Source organism: Frigoribacterium sp. VKM Ac-2836, assembly GCF_013248995.1.
Taxonomy (GTDB): domain Bacteria; phylum Actinomycetota; class Actinomycetes; order Actinomycetales; family Microbacteriaceae; genus Frigoribacterium.
In genome coordinates, this window is record NZ_JABRPK010000005.1 from 60,753 (window position 1) to 84,405 (window position 23,653).

Here is a 23,653-nt window from a genome sequence, read left to right on the forward strand (position 1 = left end):
ACTGCACATGTCATTCTTCCTTTTTTCCAAACGGAGTTCTGGCGTTAAGTCGACAGCAGTCCGTCCGACCGCCCAAGGAGCCGTGTCGAGTTAAAATTTTCGCCCTGATAGACCGCGAGATGTGGGGTAATGGCAGCGAAGGTGGCCCGGCCATCACCGTCTAAGTTGTCGGCCAGTACGGATAAGTTCACGGCAAGTCTGTCCAGGTCTTCCTTCTCTGAGACGACGTGGGCCCAGGGGGGTTGCCGCACGTTCCCGCCCATCGTGGAGAGCAAGTCGATCACTTGCTCGGCCGACAGATCGGAATGGGCGACGACGAACCGATCTAGATGTCCGAGCTGACTGCGCAACTTGCCCCAGGGCTTAGGGCGATTCCCCAGCACCATGCCCGCCAGGCGCGGGCCCTGCGGCGCCTCGACGAGATTGGTCAGCGCTTGCGCTAGGACATCTTCGCAAAAAGTCATCGGGAGAATCTCCTCGGGTATTTGTGGTGCTGTCCGCCAGGGGCTTTCTGACCGTTACGGCCGGTGGGGTGGTAGTGAGGCCCTCCCCTAGTGGGTCGAGCATGCTTCTCCGGCTTACCTCCCCTTCCCGCTCGTTGGGCGGCGTCTTTGGCTTTCTTACGGGTGGAGTGGCGAATGTTGTGAACTTTTGGCTTGCCGCTTGGACCGATATTCTTGTCATGGGCCTGGCTTGCCTTTTGGATAGGTAGTAAATGCCTACTCCAGCGAGGATCACGACAAGAACAGCGAGAACTACCCATCCGACGGGGTTCCATGAACTCACGCCACCAAAGGCAGCTACACCTCCGAGCGCGAGAGATGCGAACTCTCCCGACAAGTCGGATTGATTGATGGGGTCGGTGGGGTAGACGTAGTCGTTGTCGACGCCGCCCTCGACCGGGTCGACTTCGAGGAACCGTCCGAGACCGGCGACGTATTGCCGCGCACCCATCTCGGTGGTGGCGAGGGTGCTGAGGTGCTCGGTGAGCTTCTGGTGTTGGCCGAGCCAGCCGTAGTCGGCGTCGCCGGGCTCGTTGTCGGGCCCTGCTTGGTTCGCCGGCACCGTGCCCAAGGCACCCGTCACCGGGTCCATGGTCTGGCCGAACGGGTCGTACACAACAAGGCCAGCAGACCGGGTGCCGGCCTGGTCGGCCGTGACGATGACGTCGCCGTGGTGTTTGCGTACGACCATTGGGATCGTCTCGTGGCGAGGCCTCGAGACCAAGTAAGGCAAAGTCGCAATTGCTTACCGGTTCGCCGTCGTCGTCGACGCCGTCATCGCCCGAACGAAACGATCAGAGACACGCCCTAGGGCTGCCCAGCATCGTCGCTAGACGCAGCTACCCGTTGTAGATCCAGTGAGTACTGGACTTGGCCATCCTCAACGGCCTGAGCGTATAGCCGTCTAGCCTCACTGATATTACCGATGCCCTCATACGCCCCAGCCAAAGGTCCAACAACTAGACGATCTCCCTTTTCGGCCGCCTGGCGCCCCATAGCGATCGCTTCTAAGGGCAGGTCGGCGTCTGTCAGGTACGCCACCAAATCAGACCGGGCGACATGTGACCCAGCAGCTTCAGCGCGGAGAAGAGACTCCCGAATTTCATTTATTGATAGATCCGCGGCCGTGAGCTCAACTAACTCTACGTACGCTCGGTCTTCGCCAGCAGATACGGCGTCGTGGAGGGCAGATATGGCCGATTCCTCACCCTCCAGTGTGAGAAGAGCATCTGCAAGTTGCCAACTGGTTTTGGGATCGATCTTGGCCGCCCTTCGCAAGGGATCAACGGCCTCGGCTTGACGGTTGAGCGAGCAAAGAAGCACCCCGAGGTTGACCAGTGAATCAAGATCCTCGGGTTGCCGTGAGAGGGCTTCGGAATAGGTCACCAGAGCCGCATCTACCTCACCGAGGCACTCTTGAACCAGACCAATATCTGAATAGCTATCAAACCCTTGCGCCTGAGCAGCGCGGAATGCAGACAAGGCGAAGCCGTACCGATCAAGATCGAATGCAAGCTGCCCAAGTTGGTGGAGAAGCCCACCGTGTGACTTGATCTCGCTCTCATGCCCAAGAAGATATGCAAACGCAGCTTCCGGCCCAGACTCAGCCTCTATATCCGCCACTGTGCGTCCAAGGCCATCGATACCTCCGGGCGACCCGTACAAACTGCGCATGTCATTCATCTCCTTTTCCAACCAGGCTTCTGGCGTTTTTTGTCTTTGTCCTTCTGAGCCTTGCGCGTTGCCCCTTTTTGATGCTTTTGTTGAGTGCTTTTTCGAGCGCCTTTCTTGTGCTCGGCTGCCAGCACGATGATGCCTCGTCTTATAGCTCGCGCGTCAACGGCTATGAGCACAGCCGCCCCGAACGCGATCTTTGCCTGAACGCGTGTATCGCGTAACTTCAAGCTGCTCCAACCACGCTGCATTCCGCGAAGGTAATTGCCCCAGATGGCACCCCATACGGGATTTCCAAGGAACAAGCCGCGTTGTCGAGTTGCTGTCGCGTTACCGTCTAGATCAAGGTCGTTAGTCGGGTCGGTGGGGTAGACGTAGTCGTTGTCGACGCCGCCCTCGACCGGGTCGACTTCGAGGAACCGTCCGAGACCGGCGACGTATTGCCGCGCACCCATCTCGGTGGTGGCGAGGGTGCTGAGGTGCTCGGTGAGCTTCTGGTGTTGGCCGAGCCAGCCGTAGTCGGCGTCGCCGGGCTCGTTGTCGGGCCCTGCTTGATTCGCCGGCACCGTACCCAAGGCACCCGTCACCGGATCCATGGTCTGGCCGAACGGGTCGTACACGGCAAGCCCAGCAGACCGCGTGCCGGTCTGGTCGGCCGTGACGATGACGTCGCCGTGAATGTTCGGGTACGACCACGACTGCGAGCCCACCCCCATCGACACCAACACCGAACCGGGCAGTGAGACCACGGACGAGGTCACGGCGCCCCCGTCATCGAGCTCCAGATCCGGGCTGTCCCCACCCCCGGAGAAGGAATACGTCGTCGACGTGGACACCCCCTCCTTCGTGGTCTGCGTTCGCTTCACGATCCGATCGGTGGCGTCACGCTGATAGACGACCTTGCTGCCGTCGTCCAACACCGTGGTCAGGTGACGATCTGCACTGTCGTAGGTCATGACCTGATCGGCGAGACGTGTGGTGTTGCCGTGAGCGTCGTAGGTGATCTTCGCTGCCGGGATCGTCTGCGCCGTCGGCGTCGCACCCTCCGGAGGCGCGGTCACGGTGGTCGACAGGAGCCGGTCCGAGGTGTCGTAGCACGACGTCGTGACCGACGCCGCGCCTCCGTCCTGGGCGTCCGTCGAGGAAATCCGGTTGCCGTTCCGCCCGGCCGCTGCGGCACCACAGGTGGCGCTGTCGAAGGAGTACGTCAGCTGGTGCCTCGGGATCGAAGCCGTGATCAGCCGGCCAGCGGCGTCGTACCCGTAGGACGACACGTTCGACACAGCCCCCGAGGTCGCGGTGTCGGTCAGGATGCGTCCCGACTGGGACCGGACGACCTGATCGGTGACCGATTCCTGCCCGTTCGGGAACGTCCACGTCAGCCCGGTGAGGGCACCAGCGGCGTTCTTCTGGATGGACTGCAGCACGGATCCGTTGCCGAGGTTCCCTGCACCGGCCGGGTATGACACCGAGACGAGCTCGCCCCGGTCGTAGACCGGCAGCGCCAGGACGGCACCGTCGTAGGTGACCTCCGTGATCCGGCTGTCCGCGTCGTACTCGAACGCCTGCCTGTGAGGGGCACCCACGGCGGCCTTGGTGGTGGTCGACCTGACCTTGCCCGTGCGGTCGTAGGCGGTGGTGGTGACGGTGTTCCAGACGTCTTCGTAGCTCACGACCTGGCCGAGCAGGTCGATCTCTGTCGTGATGGTGCTGTTCTCGTTGGAACCTGCGACGGAGTCGTCGGAGACGCTCGACTTCAGGGGGTCACCGCCGACGGCGAAGTTCGTTTCGGTCGTTCTGGCGGGGCTGTCTTTCGTAGCGGTGGTCACCGCTGTGGTGGTACGTCCGCGGTCGTCGTAAGTGATGCACGCCCAGCCGGTGTCATCCGTGCGCTGGGTACCGACGACTCGACCGAGGACGTCGTAGACCATGGTGGTCGCCATCCCTGCGGCCTGTGTGACGGTCTTGACCGCTCCGAACTGGGGCGTTCCGGCAGGGACCTCACAGACATCCGCGAGCGTCCTGTCCCCGTCGTCGTAATACTCGGTTTTCGTCTGTCCAGCCGCGGCCTGAGCCGGCAGCGTCCGTGTCAGGCGACGGAGGTGACCCTTTCCGCCGACGCTTTCGTAGGTCGTCGTGGTCTTCAGGGCCAGCCCTGTGGGGTCCTCGACGGTCGCGGTCGGCTGGCCGAGCCACGGGTTGGCGTACTCGGTCGTGATTGTCTGCGACGGCACCTGACCGCTCGAGACGCCTGCCACGCCGGCCGGGGCCGCGTCGTCAGTCATGCTCGAGGTCGCCAGGCCGTAGTCCGGGGTGAGAGCGGTTCCGGGGACGACGGCCTTGGCGGTGCCGGGTCCCGTCCAGAAGAGACCGAGGGTCGCATTCGCGGTCTTGTCGAGGTAGTGGATGCGGATGCGGGCCTGCTGGTTCGCCTTCGTCGTGGTGATCGTGACACCCGGGGCGTCGTGCACGGCGCCCGGTGCCGGGTCGGCCGGGGACGGGATGTCATCGATCCACACCTGGCTGGCGTCATCGGCGCGGGTGTTCACCGTCCAGGTGCCCGCGGTCGGGAACGTGATCAGCCCCGTCATGCGCAGCGACCAGTCGTCGGCCGGGATGCCCGTCATCGGGGATTCCATCACCCAGTCCTTGTCGATGGACCCGTCGGTGACACTCGGCAGGCCGAGGCTGTACGCCTTAGGGGCGCCGGCGAAGCGGTTGTTGTCGTACCAGACCGCGTTCAGACCCTGGAGACCTCGGTCGTATGCCGTCGACGAGTGTGCCGGCGTGACGGGGCAGGACGGAACCGGCTTCCGATCGCTGCCGAAGCAGGACGCAGGGGCGGGCCCGTAGGTGTCGGTGGGGCGGTCCTGGGCGTTGTAGATCGTGGTGGACATGCGGCCCTGTGCGTCGGTGGAGGACAGTTGCATGTCCTTGCCGTTCCACACCTGGCTGCTGGTCAGACCCGACGGGCTGGTGGAGGTCAGCTGCCGCCACGCGTCGTCGTAGGTGACGGTCATCGCGTGGGCACCGGCCGGGACGGTCAGGCCGGCGACGTCGACCGTCGCGGTGCCGGCACCGGTGGCGGGGCCGTATTCGTAGGTCTGCTGTGGGCGGGTGTCATCGGTCACACCGTCCGGGGCCGGGAGGGTGACGCTCGTCGCGCGGCCCTTGTCGTCGTAGGCGATCTGCGTCGTGACCGTGGGCGCGTCGACCCGGCCCTGGTTCGGCACGGCGAGCCAGTCGTTCGCGAGGCTGTCGCGCAAGGTCGTGAGCCTGCCATCGTCGTAGCCGAAGTCGGTGATCTCGTCGCCGGGATCGACGATCCGGGCGAGGTTGCCCTCGGTGTCGTAGAAGAGGTCGGTGACCGTGGCATCCGGATAGCTGATCTTGCACAGCATCCCCGACGGTGCAGCGGCCAACCCTGCGGGAGGCGCGGTGCAGGGGGTACCTGCTGAAGCCCCGTAGGCGAAGGTCACCTGCCGCGTGTACGTCTTCGACGCAGTGTCGTACGAGAGCGGGTCGGACAGGGACTGGATCATCCCGGTCCCACCGACGTAGGTGGCGATCGGGGTGGCACGCTTGACGGCGTCGCCGGGACCGGTGACGGTCTCGACCCGGCCCGAGGCGCCGAACACGGTGACCGTGCCGTCGTCCTCGGTGACCGTGACCTTACCCGTGGCATCCAGAGCGACGACGCCGTACTCGCCCTCGGGTGCTTTGTACCCGGTGGACGCACCCGTGCCACCGGTCTTGGTGTACGTATGCGCCGTCCCGGTGGTGTCGGTCAGGATCGCGGCGCTGTCGGTCACCTGGACGCTCGACCAATCGCCGGCGTCGCCGTTCAACGCGGTCGACGCCGACCAGCCCGCGGGCAGGGTCTCCACCTGGCGGGAGAACCACGAGGAAGGAACGACGTAGGCATCGCCCTTGTCGTCCTTGACCCAGAGCTCGATCCCTGCGGCACCGGTGGCTTCGAAGTAGTCCATCAGGAACGATGCCGGCTCGGTCGTCAGATCGAGTGTGGAACCCCACTGCGTGGTCTCGCTTCGAGATCCGCGCGTCCAGCCGGAGTCGTAGGCCTTGGTGCCCTTGATCGTGACGCGGGCGCCGTCGTCGCGGTTGACCCCGAAGGTGTACTTCCCGACCGTGGGCACCTTGATGAAGCCCTTCCAGCGAGCAAGGAAGTGATCGTTCGGGACGGCGGGGCCTGGCGACCCCAGCGCCCAGTCGAACGACACGGCCGGGTCCGTGCGGACGAGCACAGGCGTCTTGCCGGTGAAATCGTATGAGGGCATCGCGCCGGCGGCCGGCGTGACGTCGTAGTACGACCCCGTCAGGCCGCCGACCTTGGGCCTGAGGCTGTTGTAGCTGAACGCCATGCCCATGCTGCCGCCCACGGTCGACACCGTCGGGGACTCGAATCGCAGGCCGACGTTGCCGTTGGCGAGGTTCACCGTCACCGGGCCTGCGGTATCGACCGGTGCGGGCCCGGAATCACCGATCCGCTGGTTCACCACGAGGGCGTTTCGCCACGACGGCTGCGGCTTGTCGTAGCCATCGTTCGTCCGCACCGACCAGGTGTACCGGCCACCATCCTGCAACGTGTTCTCCGGCACCGTCCACGACGGCGTCGCCAACCACCCCGACGACACCACAGCCCCCGTGACACCATCCGTCCCCGTCGCGACCGTGAACTGGTACTGGACGGGGTCTCCGTTGGCATCCGACGACGTCCCTGTCGACAACGTCGGCGTCAGACCGGTGATGATCGTCCCATCCGCGATCGACGCACTCGATTGCGAAGGCGTCGGGGCAGGGGTGTTCGTCGAGAACGACCAGACGCTCGAGCCACGAACCGTGGACGTGCCGAACTGGCCGTCGTACCCGTCACGGACGTACCCCTTCCAGTAGTACGTCTTACCCGGCTGCAGCACGCCCGCCGGAACGGTGGCCTTCGAGGCGCCCTGCCATCCGGAGACCCACACCGGCGACACGTCCGGGTTCGGGTTCTCACTGATGCGGTACAGGTACTGCAGACCGGTCCGCTCGGGATCGAACGCATCGATCTTCAGCGTGGGAGTCAGAGACGCCCGGCCACCGTTCGCCGGGGCCGGCGCAAGAGCCGCGCCCGTCTCGGGAAAACTCTTGTAGACGACATGGAGGGCTGAATTGACCGGCTTGTACGAGTACACCCCCGCGGCCTCATGACCGCGGAGCATGAAATAGGTACCACGAGATTTGGCGTTCACCAACGAAGCGATCAGCTGGGTGAGACGGTCATCGTCCACCCCACCCGTGCCATTGCCCAGATACCAGCTCCCGAGATGGCTGCCGACACCCGTGTAGCTGAAGGCCGTGGCGGTGTGAAGCGTGTTGAGGTACGTCGCCGGCGACCCACCGCCGGGGTAGGCGGTGTCGAGGTAGGCGTCGAGGATCTGCTTGCCGAAGAACTGCTCGTAGTCGTAGTGCTGCACCGTGCGCCAGAACTTGTCGCCACCATCCCGGGAGTTGCCCACACGGGAGAGCCCGTCGACGCGGCTGACACCGTCGCTTCGGTAGGAGTGGATGTCCTGCATGTACCCACCAGCAGTGGTCGGGTCCACATGCACCGGGTAGACGCGGGCGTCGTCGGTCAACCAGGCGCGTTCCGGCGCGAGGGTGAGGGCCCACCCGGCGGTCGCCTTCTTCAGCGTCAGCGGGACCATCGCCTCGGCATCGGTCTTCTCCCCCTCGACACCCGAGGAGTCGTACATCATCGGCGCCGGGATGCCGAACACCGTCGCACCGCTGACATCGGTGAAGATCACGGCGCCGCTGTCGTCGATGCTCGCGTCGAGGCCGGGAGCGCTGATGTTCCACGTCCACGAATCGTTCTTCGCCGAGGGGACCTTCGACAACACGAGCTCTTCTTTGACCGCCCCGCTCGTCACCTGATAAGTCAGGTCGATGCCCGGGAACACGTCCGGGTAACGCACGAGATCCGCCGGGGTACTCGACCAGGGGAACACCTTGCGGATGGCCCTGGTGTCCGCGGCACCCACGAGCTGCATGCCCATCGTGTGGCCGTCGCGGGTCACGGTGACGACCGGCCCGTCAGCAGCGGTGTCGGCGAACACCGGTGCGAGGGGGTGCGCGCCAGGCTGGAGGTCGCCGTCGCGACGCTTGACCAGCGTCGTCTCGACCGGCTCGAACGAACCATCAGCCTGCTCGACGTTCACGGGCTCGGGGCTGATGACCGCCATCTTCGTGCCGTCGTCGCTCTCGTAGACGTCCTGGAACTCCGACTGGTCCACCAACGTCGCCGACTCGATGTCGAAAGCCTCGTCACCCTTCGGTGCAACCTTCGATGCGCCCTTCGGCGCCTGCCCGATGCGCTGGGGGGCGGTCTCGAAGTCCTCGCCCACCGCCGGGACCGAGTCCCCCTCGGGAACCCTCGGCACGGCCGGGTCGACCGCGTCGGACGAGATCGGCGGAACCGACCCGTGATCCGGTGTCGGCTCGGCCGCCACCGCGGGAACCGCGACCAGCAACTCCGCCAGCAACGCGAACACCGCGACCGAACCCACCACGGCGCCCAGGCGCCCCGATCGAGACGACATGCCCATTCCTCACCCGCATGAGCCTCCGTGACCCGCGTCACCTCGAGACTAAACACACATGTCGCATGAGAGATACCGGCAATCGAAACGGTCCAGTCCGAATTCAGAGGATGGGGTACGCCTCAGAAATCCGTTGCCCCGAAACCTCCGCATTCGCGGGCCAAGAAGGGCACCCAACAGGGGTACACACCGGTGCGAGCAGTTATCAGACCGTTACCCGCACGCGTTTCACCGAGATGACTAGGCACCGCCCTCGCCGTCCGAAAGCGGCTGGTCTCGACAGGAGGTCCCCCACGACGCGGCCGGCCACGACGTCCGACGCCGCGCCTCCTAGACTCGACGGACGGGTCCACATGGGAACGCCTCGGCGGCGACCCGGCCCGGCCGGTCGTGAGCGAGGAAGAGGTCAGCGTGTCAGACGCGAGGCGCCCTGAGCGCCCCAACCCGGTGAGGCCCCGCCCGCCGCGAGTACCCAAGGCGCCGAAGGGCAAGCCTCGGGGCCCGGCACAGTCGCGACTGGTCAACCAGCACGAGCTGAGGGACGTCCGCGCTCGGCTGCGCGGCACGATCTACGAGGGCACGACGCCCGAACACGGCATCGGCGGCGACCTCTACTCGCCCCGTCAGATCGTCGACTTCTGCCTCGACCTGGGCGACGTCATGTTGTCGTCGGGGGCCGACGTCCGCAGCACCGAGGTCGCGATCGTCGCCGTCAGCACCAAGTGGAACCTCGCCCCGCTCGAGCTCGACATCACGGGCACGGCGATCACCATCCAGTACGCCCCGGCCGGCCACAACCCGCTCGTCAAGACCCGGGTCATCTACGCCGAAGGGTCGAACCTTCACCGGTTGTCGCGGGTCTACCAGATCGTCGACGACCTGCTGCACGACGACCGCGACATGACCGAGGCCGTGGCCGGACTCGTCGAGGTGTTGAAGTCGCCGCCCCGGTGGCCGTCCTGGCTGACCGACCTGGCGATGGGTCTGCTCGGCGTCTCGGTGACCCTGCAGGCCGGCGGCACGTGGCAGGCGGCCGTCGGCGCCTTCGTGGTGATGATCGGCATCATGACCTCCGGTCGGGGGCTGACCGCGAGGGGCATCCCGCAGTTCTTCGTCATCGGCCTCCAGGCCGCGTCCACCGCGGCACTCGGCACGCTCGGCATCTGGGCGGGGCTGCTGGCCCCGGGAGGCGCGGCGGCGATGGTCGCGGCCGTGGTCGTGCTCGTCCTGCCGCACCCCACGATCGTCACCTGGGCGCAGGACGCGATCTCGGGCTTCCGATCGATGGCGGTGGGCCGCGCCCTGGTGATCGGGCTGATCGTCGCGGGCGTCGTGTGCGGCATCCCGGCCGGTCTCGCCGTGACCGCACGGTTCGTGGACATCGAGGTCGACCCGACCGACATCACCCTGCAGGCGCTGCCGCTCTGGCTCTCGCTCATCTCCAGTTTCGCCGCCGCGTCGGCCAACTCGATCGCCCAAGGGTCGACCGCCCGCATGATCCCGATCACGATCGGCGTCGCCCTGGTCGGCAACATCTCGCTCTTCACCCTGCGCCAGCTCGGACTGCCCCTGATGGGTGCGACGTTCGTCGCCGCGACACTGCTGGGCGCCCTGTCGACCGTGGCCGCGGCCCGGCTGCGGACGGCGGCGACGGTGATCGCCGTACCCGCGTTCTGCGGATCGTTGCTCCCGTCGCTCGCGGTGGCCTCGTCGTTGTTGAACTTCATGGCCGGCAACGACGGGTCACAGGTCGACTTCGTCTTCTCGATGCTGACGACGTTGGCGATCGGCGCGGGTCTCGTCCTGGGCAGCCTGCTCGCGACCCCGGGTGCGCGCCGGTGGCTGCGCCGCGCCAAACGCGTGCGTGTTCAGTCGCTGCACACCGACACGACGCCCATCAGCATCATCGTGCCGCCTGCTGCGACGGCCCAGTCGGAGGCCGATCGACCGACGACGGCGCCCGAGCCCGAGCCGCGGCCGGCGGCCGAGCGGCCACGGACCACCGCGCCGATCCCCGTCGTGTCGGCACCGGAGCAGTCGTCTCGGCCGCGCCTCTCGGACCACGACACACCACGATTGCCGGGGGTGGCCCTCTCGACGCCCGTTCGTTCCGACGGGTCGCCGGCGAGCCCCGGCACCGCGAGCGGCTAGCGCTCGGCCCCGGCGGCCACCCCACGCCCGGTGTCTCCGCGCCCGGGCAGCTCGACCTGGGCGTCCTCGCCCTCGAGCCGCCGGATGATGGGCTGGACGTCACCGATCTCGGCACCGATCCAGTGACGGTGCATCTTCTCGGCCACGGCGTACGTGGTGCCCGAGCCACCGAAGGGGTCGAGGACGAGGTCGCCGGGCTCGGAGCTGATGGTCAGCACGCGCTCGAGCAGTTTCTCGCTGAGCTCGTTCGCCCCACGGGTCTTCGTCGCCCGGTGTCGCACCGGGGGGATGTCGAGCCAGACGTCGGTCAGGTTGATGCCGTCGGGGTGGAGCTTGCCGCGGTGACCGCCGTAGTCCTTGATGTCGCGGCCGCAGTGCCGGCAGACCTGGATCGGCAGGCGGGGCCGCACGAAGCGCGACGGCTTGCCCTTGCTGTAGTAGAGCAGTGAGTAGTGCGAGGGGTAGAGCCTGTTGGGGATCGGCAGGCCGTACTTGATGTCGACGGCGACCCAGTGGCGGAAGGTCATGCCCTCGCCGTTGAGGACGTGGCCGAGTTCGATGTTCCAGCGAGGGAGGTTGAAGAGGTAGAACGATCCGCCCGGCCGCAACACCCGGACGCATTCGGCGATCCACCGGCGGCACCAGGCGAGGTAGGCGTCGTCGTCCAGGGAGTCGTCGATGCCGACGCCGTAGACCTTGCCGAGGTTGAAGGGCGGGTCGGCGAAAACAAGGTCGACCGACTCGTCGTCGAGCCCGGCGAGGACCTCGAGGCAGTCGGCCTGGAAGAGCCGACCACTGGCGGTGCGGTAGGTCGGTTGCACGTCGTCCTTCGGGGTGTCGCTGGGCGGAATCGGTCGTCGAGAAGACTACTTCGGGGCACCGACATCGACGCCGACCGCGGAGGTCCGGCCCCTCGCGAGCACACGGCCACGCCGACGAGGTGGGCGCAGCAGCGACCCGGGCCCCGGACAAGCTACCGTTGCACCATGAGTGACACCACCGAGCAAGCCCCGAGCGACGCCACAGAGCAAGCCGACACGACGCCGACGTTCGCCGATCTGGGCTTGAGCGACCAGGTGCTCAAGGCCATCCGCGACATCGGCTACGAGACCCCTTCGGCCATCCAGGCCGCCACGATCCCCACCCTGCTCGACGGTCGCGACGTCGTCGGCCTCGCGCAGACCGGCACCGGCAAGACCGCGGCCTTCGCCCTGCCCATCCTGTCCCGCCTCGACGTCTCGGCCAAGAAGCCGCAGGCCCTCGTGCTGTCCCCGACCCGCGAACTCGCGCTGCAGGTCTGCGAGGCGTTCGAGCAGTTCGCCTCCGGCATGCGCGGCGTCCACGTCCTGCCGGTCTACGGCGGCCAGGCCTACGGCGTCCAGCTGAGCGCCCTGCGCCGCGGCGTCCACGTCGTCGTCGGCACGCCGGGTCGCATCATGGACCACCTCGCCAAGGGCACCCTCGACCTGAGCGAACTCAAGTACCTCGTGCTCGACGAAGCCGACGAGATGCTCAAGATGGGCTTCGCCGAGGACGTCGAGACGATCCTCGCCGACACCCCCGAAGACAAGCAGGTGGCGCTGTTCTCGGCCACGATGCCGCCGCAGATCCGTCGCATCTCGAAGCAGTACCTGAACGACGCCGAAGAGATCACGGTCAAGGCGAAGACCACCACCTCGGTCAACACCACGCAGCGCTACCTGATGGTGTCGTACCCGCAGAAGGTCGACGCCCTGACGCGCATCCTCGAGGTCGAGAACTTCGAGGGCATGATCATCTTCGTCCGCACCAAGAGCGAGACCGAGACCCTGGCCGAGAAGCTGCGCGCCCGCGGTTACTCCGCCGCCGCGATCAGCGGTGACGTCGCGCAGGCGCAGCGAGAGCGAACGGTCAACCAGCTGAAGAGCGGCAAGCTCGACATCCTGGTCGCGACCGACGTCGCGGCCCGCGGACTCGACGTCGACCGCATCAGCCACGTCGTCAACTACGACATCCCGATCGACACCGAGTCCTACGTCCACCGCATCGGCCGCACCGGCCGTGCCGGTCGGAGCGGCGCGGCGATCAGCTTCGTCACGCCGCGCGAACGCCGCCTGCTGGGCGCGATCGAGAAGGCCACGCGCCAGCCGCTCACGCAGATGCAGCTGCCGACCGTCGAGGACGTCAACAGCACCCGACTCACCCGCTTCGACGACGCCATCACCGAGGCCCTCTCGCAGGACGGCCGCATCTCGGCGTTCCGCGACATCATCAGCCACTACGTCGAGCACCACGACGTTCCCGAGGCCGATGTGGCCGCGGCCCTCGCCGTGGTCGCCCAGGGTGACACCCCCTTGCTGCTCGACCCGAAAGACGAACGACCGCAGCGCGACGAGCGTCCGCTGCGCGAGCGCGACGACCGTGCACCGCGCGGTGGCCGTGACGACGACCGGGGCGAGCGCCGTGACCGCGGCCCCCGCACGTCCAAGCCGATGACCGCCTACCGCATCGAGGTCGGCCGTCGCCACCGTGTCGAGCCTCGGCAGATCGTGGGTGCCCTGGCGAACGAGGGCGGACTCAGCCGCGACGACTTCGGGGCGATCCAGATCCGCCCCGACTTCTCGGTCGTCGAGCTCGCGTCCGACGTCTCGAGCGACATGCTCGACCGCCTGAGCGACACCCGCATCAGCGGCAAGCTCATCGAGATCAAGCCCGACCGCCGAGGAGGCGCGCCCCGCCGCGACGATCGCCCCGACCGGTCGCAGGGTGGCGAGCGGCCCGCCCGCAAGCCCCGCTACTAGACACCCGGCCGCACGGCCCACGACGCCGACCTCGCCTCCCGCCTGGTCGGCGTCGTCGTGTCCGGACGGCGTGCCGGCGGGCGAGCCGACACGTGACGGTCGCGGACGGGCGAGTTCGTGGCCCCCGGGCCACCGGAGACGCCCGTCACCGACGATGTCGCCCGTGACCCAACCACCCCAGTCGATCGGAGTCCGATGAGCACCCAGCCCTCCCCCGGCGGCACCGACGCCCTGTTCGGCGTGGTGCAGACGGCGCTCACGATCGGAAGCGCCGTCCCGCTGCTCCTGGCCGTCGTCGCGCTCGTGCTCTTCGTGCGGATGCGACGCCGGCTCGCGGCCGAGCCCACGGGAGCACGACGTCTGGCCGACGACGCCCGGCGAGTGCACGACCTGGCCCGGGTGAGCCTGCTCGGCTCCGCCTTCGGCCTCGTGCTGCTGGTGATCGGCCAGCTCGTCGTCGGTCTCGGCACGACGCTCGGACTCGCCGCGGCGTTCGCCGGGCCGCTCGCGCCCGTGACGATCGGTGCGGTCGTGCTGACGGCCCTCGCGGCCGGGGCGTTCGCGACCTCGCCGGCGCCACCCGCGCCTCCTGCTCGCCGCTAGCCCTACGGGGCGCCGTCACGGCCGGCTGACCCTCGCTCAGGCGGGTGACGCGGCGTACTCCGCCGCCAGCACCTCGCCCAGCCAGGCGGCGAGGGTGGCGGCGGCCGACACCGACGACGACCGCTCGACGTCGGGGTTGTAGTTGGTGTTCGTGTTGACGTCATAGGGCACGAGGCGGCCGTCGACGGTCTCGATGAACTCGATGCCGGCGACCTCGATGCCCTGCTCGGCGACGAAGGCCTCGAGCCGCGTCACGAGGGGGTGCTCGGCGGTCACCGACGGGCGCACCGCGAACGGGGCGAAGGTGGCCGGGTCCGCACCGTCGGGGACGACGCACGCGTCGGCCGGGCACAGCTCGAAGCTGCCGGCCGAGGTGTCGACCCGCACCGCGTAGACGAACCGCCCGCCGACGAACTCGACGCGCGTGTTGAAGGGTTCCTCGGCCTGCAGGAACTCCTGCAGCAGGGTGACCCCGTCGACCGGTACCTCGAAGTCGGGCCCGTCGACGTACGAGTCGAACGCGTCGAGGTCGTCGAAGCGGCGCACGCCGAGGCCCTTGCCGCCCTGGTTGTGCTTCGTGATGAACGGCAGCCTCTGCTCGCGGGCCCGTGCCTTGAGGTCGGCGGTCCCGAACACGGCGGTCGTCGCCGGAACGTCGAACCCGGCCGACGCCAGCGCCAGGTACTGCGCCACCTTGCTCACCTCGAGCTCGACGACACCGCTGCCGTTGATCGTCCGGCGACCATGTCGCTCGGCCCACCGCAGGGTCGCTCGCGCGACCTCCTTGGCGGTCCCCCGGCCTCGGGTGTGGGCCGAGCCGCTCAAGCGCGACCAGAACACCCCTTCAGGAGGCGCGGCCGCGAGGTCGAAGGACGTCCCGTCGAGCAGGTGCTCGCGGTGGGGCACCCCCGCGGCGTCGAGCGCGGCGACGAGCGGGGGCAGCCACTCGGCGTTGTCGTGCAGCACGTGGACGACGGGTGTCGGGTCGGCGTGGTCGATCGTCGAGGTCATCGTCCGATGGTGCACCGTCCGGGCCCGCGATGCCAGCCCGGCCGACACACGCGGACACGTCGTCTCAGGCCGGCGGGAGCGCAGGCGTCCGACGGCAGGTCACGATCAGTACGTGTCGTACGAGTTCTCGCCCTCGCGCAACGCGAAGCACCGAGAGGCCGAGGCGAGGGTCACGAGGTGGGAGGACTCGTCGAACCGACCCACGGAGGCCGCACCTCCTGGGCCCGTCACGAGGAGGCGAGGGTCGCCGGTCTGCTCGTCGATCGTGGAGTCGTAGCCATCCTGGTCGTCGAAGGCCCCGGCGATGACGTCGAGGACGGCGGCCCTGTCCGAGGCACCGTCCATCTGCACCGTGACCCGGCCCGTCCACTGGTAGGTGTCATCGGAGCAGCTCAGCAGCACACCGGTGCTCGCCTGGTCGACCGACACCACCTCGGCCGCCGGGAAGGAGTCCACGACCGATCTCTCGATCGCCATCGTCTCCGTCTTGGCGCCGTCCACGGTCAGGCGGTCGTCCCTGTCGCTTTCGCCCCCACCCGCGCAACCCGTCACGGCCAGTGACATCGAGAAGGCCACGGCCAGGGCGCTGCGTCTCATGCCGAGGGATCGACACATCACGCGCCCTGCCCCTTCTCGATGCACCCCTGCATCACGAGCCGGGTCGTCGGGTTCTCGTGCGTCACGACCGCTCGCCACCGCCCCGGCGATCAGGGGCCCCACGCGGAGCGGACGGTCGCGCACAGGGGGCGATCGTCGGCCTCGAGCGTCGAGCAGTCGCTCGTTGCCCCCTGGCCGACCGTCTCGCCGGCGACGTCGACCGCCCCCCGGACGTCCCGCCGGAACGTCACGAGTGTCCCGACCGGTGCCGTCTTCACGGCTCCGACGACGTCCACCAGGGACGCGTCGGTGACGGCATCGCCGAGTTCGATGCGCACTCGGCCCTCCGTGACGGCCGCGGTCACGTCCTCGGCTCGGGGCGAGGCCACGATCGCGGCCGCCACGGTGGTGAGCAGGGCGAGCGCCTCGGGCCGACCCGAGAAGGCGAGCCCTCGGTGATCGGACCCGATCGACGAGACGCGGATCTCGTCCATTCCCGACACGGCCTCGGAGGCACCGATGGCCTGCACCGCGGGCACGACGCCTGCCAGCGCCGTCGTCCGCACCTCGACCGAGCGGGCGCTGATCTCAGAGGAGCTGACCGTCTCGGGCGCCACGGCATCGACCAAGGATTCGGCGGCGGACAGGTCGCCATCGAGCTCTCGGAGCTCGCCCGGTGAGGAGACGAGACCAATCGAGGTGCCGGAGGCCTCCGACATCGCGACGAGGACGCCGGCGATCCGCGAGGCTCGCGGGGATGCCTCCGCCACCTCCGCCGCCGACGAGTACCCGGTGGTCGTCGGTTCGTCGAGGTCGACCCTGATGCCCTCGGGCAGCGCCTCGACCCGCCCGGTCCCGAGATCGGCGGGCCCGACGGCGTCGAGCAGACGAGCCTGATCGACGGCGTCGAGGACGACGCGGGACGACGCCGGATCGTCGAGGACCGAGGGGAACCCGGTCACGTTCTCGGTGATGAATCGTCGCACGTCAGGGCTCCACGCCGTCACGTCGACATCTGCCAGGTGCGCCGCGCCGTCCCGGAGGGACCGAGCCCGCTGCCAGGCCGAGACGACGTCCGACGACTCCGAGGGGATCACCGTGATGCCGAACCCCTGCCGGGGCGAGCCGGAGCTGCTCGAGGTCTCGTCGCCGAACTCGTGCGTGCCAAGGGACACCTCGGCGAAGGCCGGGTCGTCCGCGACGCGGCGGGCGAGCGCGAGCTGGGCCGCCGTGTCGTCCTCGTCGGCGAGAACCTCGAACGAGACGGTGCCTCGCGTGACGTCCACGAACTGCCAGCCGAACGAGTCGCCGACGTTGCGGGCCACGAACGGCCTGACGTGCTCCGCCACGGCGGCGAGGTCGTCGTCGGAGAGGTCGTCCTCGACGACGACGGTCGCTTGGGCCGTCGCGCTGCCGAATGGGTAGTCGCCCCCGGCCGTCTCGATCTCGACAACGCCGTCGACACCCTCCATCAGCGACTCGAACTCCTGGGTCAGCTCACGAGAACTGGCGCATCCGGCGCCGAGAACGAGGACGGCCACGACGACGGTCGCCACGACGCCCCGCCTCCACCCCATTCCCATCCCCATCCCCATCCCCATCCCCATCCCCATCCCCACATCTTGGCCGCTCCGGACGACGAGCGACACCGTCGCGGGGCGGAGCGCCGCCAGTTGGTATCGTCGTCCGACGACTGCCGGAGGTCTTGCTTGGTGAACCACCCGTCGGGGCACGACGACGCCCTGAGCCGCGACGACGTGCGCGCGGCCTACGAAGACGACCCCACCTGGGCCCTGCTCCGCGGTTACAACGCCCGGTGGATGCTGCCGCTCTTCTCCCGCCACCTCGAGCACGCCGAGGGTCCCGTGTCGGCCGACTGGTTCCACCGACAGGTCGCCGACGTCCTCGAGCAGAACGCGTCCGAGCAAGCGACGGCCGAGCAGGCGGCGTCCGAGCAAGCGACGGCCGGGCAGGCGGCGTCCGTCGTCCCCGAGGAGGCGCGGCCCGCGTCCCCGGCGTCCGTCGCGTCACCGGCCCCCGCCGAGCAGAAGACCACGCCGGCCGAGTACTGCCGCAGCTGGGTCGAGAGCCGCTGGCTCGTCCGCACCCGCGCCTCCGGACCGGACGCCCGTGCCGAATACCGTCTGTCGTCGCATGCGCTCAAGGCCCTTCGCCTCGTGCGCGACCTCGTCGAGCGCGACAACGCCGTCAGCGAGGCCCGACTCGACAGCATCGCGCACGCCGTGGGGCAGCTCGCGGGTCTCGCCGATCCCAGCCGCGAGTCGCAGCTCGCGCGCCTCGACGAGCAGATCGCCGAGCTCGAGCGACGCAAGGTCGAGATCGAACGGCACGGCACCGAACCCACCGCCCCCGACGTGCTGCGCCGGCAGGTGCGCGAGGTGGTGCGTCTCACCGCGTCGCTGCCCGAGGACTTCCGTCAGCTCGGGGCCATGGTCGAGCAGCGACACCGCGAGGTCGCGCGTCGGGTCTCGTCCGAACACGTCGGCAAGGGCGCCCTGGTCGACCAGTACCTGCGCGACAACGATCTGCTCGAGCAGACCCCCGAGGGACGCGCTTACCGTGGCTTCGCCCAGATGCTGTCCTCCCGCGGCATCGACGTGATGCGTGCCGACATCGAGAAGGTCCTCGCGCAGCCCGACGCGGCCGAGCAGCTCACCGAACGACAGCGCTCGCAGCTCGAGACGCTGATCTCGTCGCTGCTCGCCGAAGAGCAGACCGTCCAAGAGACGTACGGCCGCTGGACGTCCTCGTTGCGGCGCTTCCTCAGCCGCTCGGGCTCCGACCAGCAGCAGCGCCTGCTGACCCTAGCCGATCGGGCGCTGCACGCCGGCGGTGTCTGGGCCGAACGTCGACCGGGCCACGCGATGCTGCCGGCCGAGTACGGCGACGGGCTGGGGCTCGGCGCTCTCGACGTCCGCGACGTCAGTCAGGTGCAGCTGCACACCGACCGCGGCCGGCCGACCGTCGACGTGCAGGTGAGCATCGGCGACGCGGCACTGCCCGAGGCCGACCGGGCCGCTCTGCGGCTGACGGCGGGCACGAGCACGGCCGCGGTCGCCGCGACCATCGATCGGCTGCTGGCCGACCACGACGCGGTCACGAGCGCCGACGTGTACCGCGCGACCGAGCCCGAGTTCCGGCGTCTCGCTCTCGTGCTCAGCATGCTCGACCTGGCGCTCGACCGGGGCGTCGTCGGCGACGACACCGAGACCGTCGAGCTGGCCGCCGACCCGACCGAGGCGGCAGGGCCAGGAGGCACGGGTCGACAGGTCACGCTGCCTCGCCTCGTCTTCCGGCGCGCTCGGGCGGAGCCGCCCGGCGCCGAGCCCGGCGCCCCCTCCCGCACGACCCCCACGACCGGCACGAAGGACCTCGCATGAGCACCGCAACCCCCTCGGACGAGCCCGACGTCGTGGACTCGGCCCTCGCCTCCCGCGACGCCTTCGACGAGGGCGACGCGGAGGACGTCACGACGGGCGCCGCGTCCGAGATGCTGCCCATGGCAGGACGCAAGGCCCTCGTCACGTTGCTGACCCACCGGTTCGTGTCGCGGGCCCGGCAACAGGAGGCCTGGGCGGGGCTGCTCGCGCACGAGGCCGAGATCCGGGCGCGGCTCGACGAGATGTTCCTCGTCCTGGTCGTCGACCACGACCACGAGGTCGCCTTCAAGCGGCAGAGCGGCGAGGAGGACGTGCCGGTGCTGCTGCGCCGCGAGAAGCCGCTCTCGCGTGACGCCTCGCTGCTGATGGTCTTCGCCCGCCGCGAGCACGCCTTCACGGACGGTCTCGACGAGGCCGTCGTGATCTCGAAGGACGCCGTGGCCGAGTTCCTGGGCCGTTACCACGACGACTCCGGCTCGGACGAGGTGCGGGCCCGTCGCCGGGTCGAGGCCGCGATCGCGGCACTCGTCGCCCGTGACCTGCTGACGGCCGAACCCGGCGACGCCGAGCTGTTCGTCGTCTCACCCGCGATCGTGCCGCTGATGACCCCCGACCGACTGGTGCACCTCGAGCGGGTGTACCTCGACATGGCGGGGGTCGAGGGCGACACCGCCGCGACCGACGAGGACGAGGTCGAGGTCGACCCCGTCATCGAGCCCGAGCCCGAGTCGGAACCGGCCCCGACCGAGGACGTCGAGCCGGTCGTGCCGGCCGAGACCGCGCCCGACCCCGACCCGACCGCCGTGCCGCTCGACCTCGACCTCGAGTCCCCGCACGACACCGACACCGACACCGACACCGACACCGACACCGACACGGAAGCACCCCAGGCATGAGCACCGCCGACACCTCGCCCGACCTCGGCATGTTCCACTCGGGCCAGTACCGCATCGAGCAGGTGCAGCTGCTCAACTGGGGCAGCTACGCCGGTCTGCACCGCATGCCCGTCGGACGCGGCGGCATCGCCATCCTCGGCCCCACCGGCCGCGGCAAGTCGACGGTGCTCGACGCGATGGCCGCCGTCATCATGCCCAACCCGCAGGAGTTCAACCGGGCCGCCCGCGACGACAGCCGTCAGCGGTCCGAGCGCACGGTCTACAGCTACGCGCGGGGCAAGACCGACGAGGTTCGCGACGCCGCCTCGGACCGCACGACGACGCGCTTCCTGCGTCCGCTCGGCCAGTCGTTCCCGAGCGGCGCCGCGATCACCTGGTCGACCGAACTCGGCCAGACCGTCACGGCCGTGCGCGTGGCCTGGATCGGCGAGGACACCGCGAGCCAGGACGACGTCACCCAGGCGAGCGTCTACCTGCTCGTCCAGGGCCGCTTCGACCTCAGCAGACTGTCCGAGGTGACGCGCGAGGGGACGAGCCAGAACCCGCTGACCCGTGGGTCGCTAGCCCGCCTGCTCGACCCGTCCACCGATCTCGCCACCTCGTCGCAGCCCGAGCTGCGGGTGCAGCTCTGCGGTCAGCTCGGCATCGGGGGCAGCGACGAGTCGCAGCTCAAGGCCCTGACCCTGTTGCGCCGGGCCCAGGCGTCGAAGGGCGTGTTCTCGATCGACGACCTGTTCAAACAGTTCGTGCTCGTGCAGCCGCAGGCGCTCAGTCGCTGGGAGACCACCCTCGCGACCTACCGCGAGGCGTCGGCGCTCTACGACGTCTTCGAGACGACCCGCAAGAAGCTCGAGGTGCTCGAGGCCGTGCCGACGCTCGCCGACCGGTACGAACTCGCCGGTCGCGACGGCTCCGCCAAGCGCCGCCTGCTCGGCGACGCCGACGGGCCCAGCCGCCTGCGCGTCTGGCTCGCCGAACGGGTCGGCAGCTGGGTCAGCGGCGAGGTCGACCGGGTCACGACCGAGAAGCGCGAGCAGAGCGAACGCCGGAGGCGCGCCCAAGCGGACGAGCAGCTCGCGTTCCGGTCCCGCGAACAGGCCCTGGCGCGGATCAGCGAGCTCGGGGGCGATCCCACGCAGTCGCTCCGCGAGCACGTGGCCGCCGCCGAGGCCGAGCTCGCCGCCGTCGAGCGCACCCGTGGCCGTCTCGCCGCCGCCCTGGACGGGATCGGGGAGGCCCTCCCCCGCGACGACGAGCAGCTCGCCGCCCTCGGGCAGCACGCCGATCGCCTCGCGGCCGACGACGCCGCGGCCCGGGCCGCGACCGCCGACGCCCGCAGCGAGCTCGCCGCCCGCATCGGCGAGACGAAGCGGGCCCTGGCCGCCCTCGAGAAGCAGAAGCGGTCGTTCGAGCAGCGCCGCAGCAACGTACCCGACGACGCGATCGAGCGACGTCGACGCATCGCCGAGGGGGCGGGCGTGCCGGTGTCGAGCCTGCCCTACGCCGGCGAGCTGTTCGAGGTCGCGCCCGAGCACACCGGGTGGGCCGTCGCGATCGAGAGGGTGCTCGGTGATCTCGCCACGCACCTCCTCGTCGACCGGGCGCACTTCGACGCCGTGCGCCGCTGGGTGAACGAGAACGACGTGCGCGGACGCGTCACGCTCGTGCCCGCGACCGCCGGCGCCGAACCAGCGCTCACGCCCGTCGTCCACACCGTGCCCGCGATGGTGCGGCTCGACCCGTCCAGCCCGTTCCGCGGCTGGCTTCACGACGAGCTCGTGGCGGACCGCAGCGTGCTCTGCGTCGAGGGCCCCGACGACCTGGACGACCCGCGGCCGGCCGGCACCCGCGGTGCCGTGACCCGTCGCGGCCTCCGCACCGGGTCACGCGACCGCGTCGTCAAGGACGACCGGTCGACCCGCTCGTGGATCGGCCTCGACAACGCCGCCCGCATCGCCGAGCTCGGTGACGAGATCGTCGACCTCGAGGCCGTGCTGGCCCGGGTCCGCGGCGAGTACGACACCATCGAGGCCGAGGCGGCCGAACGTCGCCGCGTCGCCGACGCCGTCGCCCGCGCGAAGGAGTTCACCTGGGACGAGCTCGACACCGCCCCCGCGCAGACGCGACTCGACGACCTGCGCGCCCAGCTCGACCACATCGCGGTCGAGCGTCCCGAGCTCGCGACGTTGCAGGCCGAGGCCACGCAGCACGACGACGACCGGTCCGCGGCGACCCGGCGCCTGGCCGAGATCGACCAGGTGCTCGCGCAGCTCGACGAGAAGCACGCGACGCTGGTCGACATCGAGGACGAGTTCGCCGACGCCGCCGACGCCGAGCCGCTGTTCGACGACGAGCGGGCGCTCCTCGCCTCGCTGCCGTTCGCCGCGCCGCGCGAGGCGACCGACGTCGCGCGGCTCCACCGCGACGCCGCGTCGCAGCTGCGGGCCCAGGTCGACGCTCACGACCGCGACCGGGCGAACGCCGAGTCGACGCTCGTCCTCGTCTTCGAGCGTTACCTCGAGCTCGACCGCACCGCGGGCATCGACTCCACGATCGAGAGCCTGCCCACCGTCCGGGCGATCCACCGGCAGCTCGTCGAGGACGACCTGCCGCACGCGAAGCAGCGATGGCTCGAGAAGGCCGGCAGCGACGTGGGCGACAGCCTGCGGGCCCTGCTCGTCCAGATCGAGGAGGACGGCCACGTCATCCGTCGCGGCGTCCGCCCGATCTCGCAGGCGCTGCGCTCGATCGAGTTCCGGCAGGGGTCGACGCTCGACATCGAGCCGCGACCCGTGTCGAACGGCGACCTGCTCGAGTTCAAGCGCACGCTGAGGGAGCACACCGCCGGGGCCCGGGGCGCCTCGGGTGGGCCTGCCCCGGAGGCGCGGGACGCGTCCGAGGTCGAGCGCCGGTTCCTGAGGCTCCGCCGCGACCTGGCCCACCTCGAAGAGAGGTCGAAGGTCGGTGACGCCTGGCGCCGCCGGGTCCTGGACGCGCGGGAGCACTACCAGTTCCGGGCGATCGAGACCCGCGCCGACGGCACGCAGATCGTGCACGAGGGGGTGGCCGGCAAGTCCGGTGGCGAGGGGCAGGAGCTCATCGCGTTCGTGCTCGGAGCCGCGCTGCGGTTCCGTCTGGGCGACGGCACCGACCGGGTGCCGACCTACGCACCGATCGTGCTCGACGAGGGCTTCGTCAAGGCCGACTCCGAGTACACGGGCCGGGCCCTGGCCGCCCTGACCTCCTTGGGCTTCCAACTGGTGGTCGGGGCACCGCGCGACAAGGTCAACGCCTTCGAGCAGCACGTCGAGAGCGTGGCCTACATCTCGAGCGACCCGTCGAACCCCGAGCTGTCGCGCATCTACCCGCTGACGATCCGCCAGGCGATCCAGGTCGAGCAGCACGGCCTCGACCCGGCCGCCCTGGCCTGACCCG

13 protein-coding genes are annotated in these 23,653 nt (G+C 69.2%); 6 read left to right on the top strand and 7 right to left on the bottom strand.

Annotated elements, in window-relative coordinates:
* Window positions 1–363: 363 nt before the first annotated feature.
* The 3 genes from HRF36_RS13910 to HRF36_RS13920 form a co-directional block, all read right to left on the bottom strand.
* Window positions 364–1,194 (bottom strand): RHS repeat-associated core domain-containing protein, encoded by an 831-nt coding sequence (locus tag HRF36_RS13910; protein WP_173210883.1) that lies wholly within the window; start codon window positions 1,192–1,194, stop codon window positions 364–366.
* A gap of 116 nt (window positions 1,195–1,310) precedes the next feature.
* Window positions 1,311–2,198 (bottom strand): hypothetical protein, encoded by an 888-nt coding sequence (locus HRF36_RS13915; protein ID WP_173210885.1) that lies wholly within the window; start codon window positions 2,196–2,198, stop codon window positions 1,311–1,313.
* Window positions 2,183–8,779 carry a PA14 domain-containing protein gene (locus HRF36_RS13920; protein ID WP_173210887.1) on the bottom strand — a complete coding sequence of 2,199 codons (6,597 nt, stop codon included), beginning with the start codon at window positions 8,777–8,779 and terminating at the stop codon, window positions 2,183–2,185. The genes HRF36_RS13915 and HRF36_RS13920 overlap by 16 nt, the downstream gene beginning before the upstream one ends.
* 411 nt (window positions 8,780–9,190) lie before the next feature.
* Here HRF36_RS13920 and HRF36_RS13925 point away from each other — a divergent pair, with 411 nt between their 5' ends.
* Window positions 9,191–10,930 (top strand): threonine/serine exporter family protein, encoded by a 1,740-nt coding sequence (locus HRF36_RS13925; protein ID WP_371740201.1) that lies wholly within the window; start codon window positions 9,191–9,193, stop codon window positions 10,928–10,930.
* Here HRF36_RS13925 and HRF36_RS13930 read toward each other — a convergent pair.
* A complete protein-coding gene (locus HRF36_RS13930; protein ID WP_217271328.1) occupies window positions 10,927–11,751 on the bottom strand; it encodes a site-specific DNA-methyltransferase in 825 nt (274 codons plus the stop codon). The two genes, HRF36_RS13925 and HRF36_RS13930, sit on opposite strands and share 4 nt — an antisense overlap.
* A gap of 165 nt (window positions 11,752–11,916) precedes the next feature.
* Here HRF36_RS13930 and HRF36_RS13935 point away from each other — a divergent pair, with 165 nt between their 5' ends.
* Window positions 11,917–13,710, top strand: a complete 1,794-nt coding sequence (locus tag HRF36_RS13935; RefSeq protein ID WP_173210891.1) for a DEAD/DEAH box helicase — start codon at window positions 11,917–11,919, stop codon at window positions 13,708–13,710.
* A 195-nt stretch (window positions 13,711–13,905) separates the two neighbouring features.
* On the top strand, window positions 13,906–14,313 hold the full coding sequence (locus HRF36_RS13940; protein ID WP_173210893.1) for a hypothetical protein: 408 nt from the start codon (window positions 13,906–13,908) through the stop codon (window positions 14,311–14,313).
* Window positions 14,314–14,349: 36 nt separating this feature from the next.
* Here the strand turns inward: HRF36_RS13940 and HRF36_RS13945 are convergent, their stop codons facing one another.
* The 3 genes from HRF36_RS13945 to HRF36_RS13955 all read right to left on the bottom strand — a co-directional run bounded on the left by HRF36_RS13945 (window position 14,350) and on the right by HRF36_RS13955 (window position 17,477).
* Window positions 14,350–15,324, bottom strand: a complete 975-nt coding sequence (locus tag HRF36_RS13945; protein ID WP_173210895.1) for a RimK family alpha-L-glutamate ligase — start codon at window positions 15,322–15,324, stop codon at window positions 14,350–14,352.
* A gap of 105 nt (window positions 15,325–15,429) precedes the next feature.
* Window positions 15,430–15,921, bottom strand: coding sequence for a hypothetical protein (locus tag HRF36_RS13950; RefSeq protein WP_173210897.1), 492 nt, complete (start codon window positions 15,919–15,921; stop codon window positions 15,430–15,432).
* A gap of 110 nt (window positions 15,922–16,031) precedes the next feature.
* Window positions 16,032–17,477, bottom strand: coding sequence for a hypothetical protein (locus tag HRF36_RS13955; RefSeq protein WP_173210899.1), 1,446 nt, complete (start codon window positions 17,475–17,477; stop codon window positions 16,032–16,034).
* Between the two features lie 156 nt (window positions 17,478–17,633).
* Between HRF36_RS13955 and HRF36_RS13960 the strand changes: the two genes are divergently transcribed.
* From HRF36_RS13960 to HRF36_RS13970, 3 genes are read left to right on the top strand one after another with little or no spacing between them, the layout of a single operon-like run.
* Window positions 17,634–19,322 (top strand): DUF3375 family protein, encoded by a 1,689-nt coding sequence (locus tag HRF36_RS13960; protein WP_173210901.1) that lies wholly within the window; start codon window positions 17,634–17,636, stop codon window positions 19,320–19,322.
* Window positions 19,319–20,218, top strand: coding sequence for a DUF4194 domain-containing protein (locus tag HRF36_RS13965; RefSeq protein ID WP_173210903.1), 900 nt, complete (start codon window positions 19,319–19,321; stop codon window positions 20,216–20,218). The genes HRF36_RS13960 and HRF36_RS13965 overlap by 4 nt, the downstream gene beginning before the upstream one ends.
* A complete protein-coding gene (locus HRF36_RS13970) occupies window positions 20,215–23,649 on the top strand; it encodes an ATP-binding protein (RefSeq protein ID WP_173210905.1) in 3,435 nt (1,144 codons plus the stop codon). Before HRF36_RS13965 ends, HRF36_RS13970 begins: the two co-directional genes overlap by 4 nt.
* Window positions 23,650–23,653: the final 4 nt, after the last annotated feature.

Coding starts and splice junctions, on each gene's coding strand:
- HRF36_RS13965 (WP_173210903.1), top strand. CDS start 19,319: ATGAGCACCGCAACCCCCTCGGACGAGCCCGACGTCGTGGACTCGGCC.
- HRF36_RS13945 (WP_173210895.1), bottom strand. CDS start 15,324: ATGACCTCGACGATCGACCACGCCGACCCGACACCCGTCGTCCACGTG.
- HRF36_RS13940 (WP_173210893.1), top strand. CDS start 13,906: ATGAGCACCCAGCCCTCCCCCGGCGGCACCGACGCCCTGTTCGGCGTG.
- HRF36_RS13910 (WP_173210883.1), bottom strand. CDS start 1,194: ATGGTCGTACGCAAACACCACGGCGACGTCATCGTCACGGCCGACCAG.
- HRF36_RS13920 (WP_173210887.1), bottom strand. CDS start 8,779: ATGTCGTCTCGATCGGGGCGCCTGGGCGCCGTGGTGGGTTCGGTCGCG.
- HRF36_RS13950 (WP_173210897.1), bottom strand. CDS start 15,921: ATGAGACGCAGCGCCCTGGCCGTGGCCTTCTCGATGTCACTGGCCGTG.
- HRF36_RS13970 (WP_173210905.1), top strand. CDS start 20,215: ATGAGCACCGCCGACACCTCGCCCGACCTCGGCATGTTCCACTCGGGC.
- HRF36_RS13935 (WP_173210891.1), top strand. CDS start 11,917: ATGAGTGACACCACCGAGCAAGCCCCGAGCGACGCCACAGAGCAAGCC.